Here is a 4,396-nt window from a genome sequence, read left to right on the forward strand (position 1 = left end):
ACCGGTCCCTGCCACTCAAACACCCACCCAGTTCCTCCCTGAATGATGAGTCGGGGAAAGGTTCTTCCTTCCTTAATACCTGGCTCCCACAAGGACCGAAGCGGGCCCTCCCCCGGCCGAAGGGGACTATGCTCTCTCGCTACTTCCACGGGGAGAAAGCCTGGCCCTTTGCGGGGAGCATTTCTCTCGACTGTGGGCCGGCGTTCCTTGTTCTGCTCGCGCGCATCCCGCTGCCATCGCTGGACGGTCCTCTGGTTAAGGCCCCGCGCTTCGCAAAACTCCCGCAGGCTTTTCCCGCTTGCCCCTAGTTCGGCGAGCATGGCGCGCCGCTCACCCTCGGTGTATCGTCTCATGCTCGTATCCTCCACCACCGAGCCTACCACACATCCTCTCCTTGTACAGATGCGGTCATGGCAGCGGGTACCTTCTACCGGTTATGATACTTATGATGAGAATAAAAAGGGAAAAACCTATTTTGTAAAATATTAGAGACGATAAAGGGGAAAATGGTTAATGGCTCACTTGATACAAGTGATACACGAGAGATTGATCTTACCTACTGGCTTGTCATAACGGATAAAGGTATAAAGATTTTTGGGGATCCAGAAACAAATAATTTCGACATTCTAGAAAAGGACCTTCCTGTATTGCAAAGAAGGCTCATGCAGCCATAGGTGTGATCTGTATTCCTCACCTTCTAGACTTGCATTACTCGGCAGTAGGCAGGTTCGAAACAGGCCTGTACCCGAAAGGGTAGAAGAATCTGGCGGGGCAGGGGGTGAACTATGCGCTGACGGGGGACTTTGCGCTGAATGTATTGAACTTTGGCATGTTTGGGGTGAGGGACAGGGAGAATAATCTCGTGCAAAACGGCTTATTAGAGTTGCACTTAGGTAAAAAGGGTGTAACAATGAATGTCGGGATTGGCGGGGCAGATGTGAGCCTCGGGACTATTGCGGCGAGTATAGCAGGATTAGATGCCTGGCGGGTCAATGCAGAGTTGTGGACAAGCAAAGAGCTAGAAGCCCATAAGTATACAAGCGCGATGCGGACCCTGTATTCGGTTGGAGGGGCAGCCGAGAAGGCCCTCTATGACGAGGTATTGAGCGGGAAGACGAACATCGCAGAGCGGCGGGACGGCGAGTATTCTGCCAAAACCGAGGCGAACGGGGACGGGACAAAGACGATCTATATAGGCAGGGAAGCGTTAGCAAAGGGGAGTCGGTTTGGGCTGAACGTGCTTCTGGCCCATGAGGCGTACCGGAACGGGATAGATGATGGGGAAGTGGGCCAGCGGGAAGAGACGGACCGGGCGGTGCTGGGGCATATAGGGGCGGCCTATGCGTTAGGGCAAGCCTACGGGATAGGGGCGATCGGGGAAGCGCTGGGTAAGGAAGTGGCGACGTACCTTACAGCCCTGAGCACGGGGAATATGGACGACCTTGCCCGGCTCCTTGCGAGCTACGATGCGAGCGGGGATTATTGGCGGCTCCGTAAGGATGGCAGTCTTGAGTATGATGGAAAAGCCGACCTGTATGATGAGGATGGCAAACTCATGATGAGGGGAGAAAATGGCGACATCTGGATGTCGCTCATCAAGTTTGTGGGTCGAGACAAGGCTAAAGAGCTGGTAGGCAAATCAGGACAAACCATTAAAGATGCCGATCTGGCGAGGGCATTACAGAAACTGGTTTCTCGAGACAACTGGATGGACGATAGGGCGTTTGGACAGCTGTTCAATGGGACCATCAAGATACAGGTACGGGAAGAATTGATGGAACTCCGGTATGGGGTTAAAGCGATATGGGAAAGCCTGGACCAAAAGTTTAAAAATCAGGTTGTTGGCGGACTCTCAACGTTTGAGAAGGTCTTTGCTGATTATATGGAGTATGACGAGGTGGTGAAGGCAGGCAATCCCGCAAAGTGGCTACATCAGAACATAGTACAGGGGACGATCAACGGAAGAACGATGTATATGAACCGCCGGTTTGTAGAAGAGAAGGACCAGGACGGTAAATCGATTGCTGAGCGGATAGGAGAAATAATGTTCAAAGAAGGGGTACACTGGGCGGCTAGAGACGGCATACTGTGTATTCGTACGGCAACAAATTCCGATCGACTCAGCGACCATGGGCTGGGACTTGCTATTGATATTGCCAGTATAATCAATGACTATCTGAGTTTGACCGACGATCCGGACATGCTGTTATTAGTGAAAGGTCTTACGGGGAAAGATCTGAAGGTTCGACGCACATACTCCGATGCGATGGATGCTTATGATTTTTGGAAACCGATCAGCGACCAGGTGGCGGCCCTGAGCACGACCAATGCGAACTGGCGGGTTGACACTGCGGACCGATACAAGGCCCTGTCTGAGATAAGCCCGTTACTGAACGGCGGTAAGAGCCTCAACGAGGAGCAGTACAAGGTTCTTGAAAAGTATGACTATGCGGAGAAGGACAAGGACGGCAACTACACGCTAAAACCCGGCGCTGCTGCAGCGGTGACCAGCTACCTGAAAGACAACCAGGCGCTGTATGAGTTGATTAAGTATGAAATAGATCCTAAGACCTTTGAAATAAAGAATACAATTAGATGGAATAATTTAATACAGAAAAACTATTATCGGAATGGCTTTGTTAATATGAGCAGAGAGTTTGTACGCTTTATGACCCAGGATCTAGGCATGGAATGGGGCGGTACGTACGGTCGGGCTGTCGATGCGATGCATTTTAGTTATAAAAAACTTGAAAAGTGGAGGTGGTAATAATGAGGCAGGTTGTAACGGCAGTGATACTAATACTCGTTATTTTATCAGGCTGCGGAAAGGAAAAGATGCCTCCGGTTGCTAGCGAACAGCAACCTGGGATCGAAAAGGAGAACGTGAATCCTCCAGAGAAAAAGAAGGCAAAAAAGGTATTGCCGGTTTCAAATATCGCAGAACTGGGAGAGCGGCAGGAGGCCTGTCTCATACCCTTTAATGGAAAGGTGTACTATACCGGTGGATATAACAATTCCATGAATCAAGATAAAGAATACAACGATCTCTGGGTAACTGAGGATTTTATTAATTGGTCGAAATTAATGGAACCTGCATACTTAATAGATAGTTATTATATAAAATACGCCCTTATTGATGATGGAATAATAATTTTTCAGCCAGGATCTTGGAAAAAAGATGAATATTTTTTTAAAATTGACAAAGACAATCGAATTACAAAGCTTCAATTACCTCAATATGAGCAAATTATTAAAAATGAGGTCTTTCAATATTACTTTGATCACTTTGACGAACGCCTCTATTACAATCCCTATCTACGCTGGATAGATAATGAATTGTATCTACTGGATTGTTACCATGGACTGTTCAAAGCAGTCGACGGGAAGTTTGAAAATATATACCGTTCCCGAGATGTGTTTGGAATAAGACTGGCATCAAATTATCAAGAACATAATGGGAAACTTTTCCTTATTGCAGGTGGAATCTCAGAGATTGCTAATCTTAACTATGATGGGTACTGCAACGATGTATGGGTGACCGAAGATATACTAAAACCAGCGGCTTGGAAACAGATTGGAAAAATTCGGCCGTCGGTTATCGCTCAGTATGGTGAAGAAAAAACGCGGGAATTAGACGAGTATCGGCGAGATATATACGACACTTTTCCCGCCCGGGAATATGCCGTAACCGTATCATTCAAGGGGAAGCTGTACATCATGGGCGGCCGGCGTAAAATGGTAGATCTATCGGATGGCAAGGAAAAGTATTACTGGTACAAGGATGTCTGGTGCTCTGAAGACGGTATTAGCTGGGAACAGATTGTAGGTCCTGAGTATGACGAGAACTTCGTACCGCCCGGGTGGAAATTACTCGAACTCTATGGGGATTAGGAATTCTGGAGAAGTACCCTGAGTGCAAGGAAAATTCCCCTGAAAGAAAAACCCGGCCCTTGCTGCGCGCCAATACCCGCCGCCCCGGCACTCCTCAGGGGCGTGCCAGCGCCTCTTAAAGGCCGCGGAATCCCTAGAGGTCCCAGAGGCTCATCCCTCCAGCTATACTTACAGTTCCTCAATCTCCTCCCGGGAAAGACCGGTCACCTCGGCAATGATATCAATCCCGATTCCCCGGGCCTTCATCCTGCGGGCGGTCTCCCGGCGTTCTTCTAAACGGCCCTTTTCTTCGCCCAGGGCCATACCTTCGTTGCGACCTTCTATACGGCCTTCCATAAGGCCTTCTTTAAACCATTCCTGTTCTTTCTTCTTGATGGCAGTGGCTAACATGGTCGGTACCTCCTTAAGGGTACGAATCTCATCAACCCATTGAGGCACGGGGTCCTCAAAATGGGCGTAAAGCCAGCGGATAAACTCGGTCACCACCTCTGGCTGTTCCTTCTCT

At 49.0% G+C, this 4,396-nt stretch carries 4 protein-coding genes and 1 pseudogene; 3 read left to right on the top strand and 2 right to left on the bottom strand.

Features of this window, described 5'->3' with window-relative positions; all coding sequences use genetic code 11:
- On the bottom strand, positions 1–383 hold a 383-nt coding region (gene tnpA / locus C5O22_RS12460), incomplete at its 3' end, for an IS66 family insertion sequence element accessory protein TnpA (protein WP_207895385.1).
- Between the two features lie 123 nt (positions 384–506).
- Between tnpA and C5O22_RS13620 the strand changes: the two genes are divergently transcribed.
- The 3 genes from C5O22_RS13620 to C5O22_RS12470 all read left to right on the top strand — a co-directional run bounded on the left by C5O22_RS13620 (position 507) and on the right by C5O22_RS12470 (position 3,891).
- Positions 507–674 carry a hypothetical protein gene (locus C5O22_RS13620; protein ID WP_207895386.1) on the top strand — a complete coding sequence of 56 codons (168 nt, stop codon included), beginning with the start codon at positions 507–509 and terminating at the stop codon, positions 672–674.
- A gap of 236 nt (positions 675–910) precedes the next feature.
- The gene (locus tag C5O22_RS12465; protein ID WP_132782302.1) at positions 911–2,767 is read left to right on the top strand and encodes a hypothetical protein; all 1,857 of its coding nucleotides are present in this window, start codon (positions 911–913) and stop codon (positions 2,765–2,767) included.
- A gap of 2 nt (positions 2,768–2,769) precedes the next feature.
- Entirely contained in the window at positions 2,770–3,891 is a 1,122-nt protein-coding gene (locus C5O22_RS12470) for a hypothetical protein (RefSeq protein WP_132782305.1), read from the top strand.
- Positions 3,892–4,059: 168 nt separating this feature from the next.
- On the opposite strand, the pseudogene C5O22_RS13550 reads toward C5O22_RS12470, so the two are convergent.
- Positions 4,060–4,396 (bottom strand): annotated as a pseudogene (locus C5O22_RS13550) (Rpn family recombination-promoting nuclease/putative transposase); the annotation flags it as partial.

This window comes from Treponema sp. J25 (assembly GCF_004343725.1).
In the GTDB taxonomy this organism is placed as follows: domain Bacteria; phylum Spirochaetota; class Spirochaetia; order Treponematales; family Breznakiellaceae; genus J25.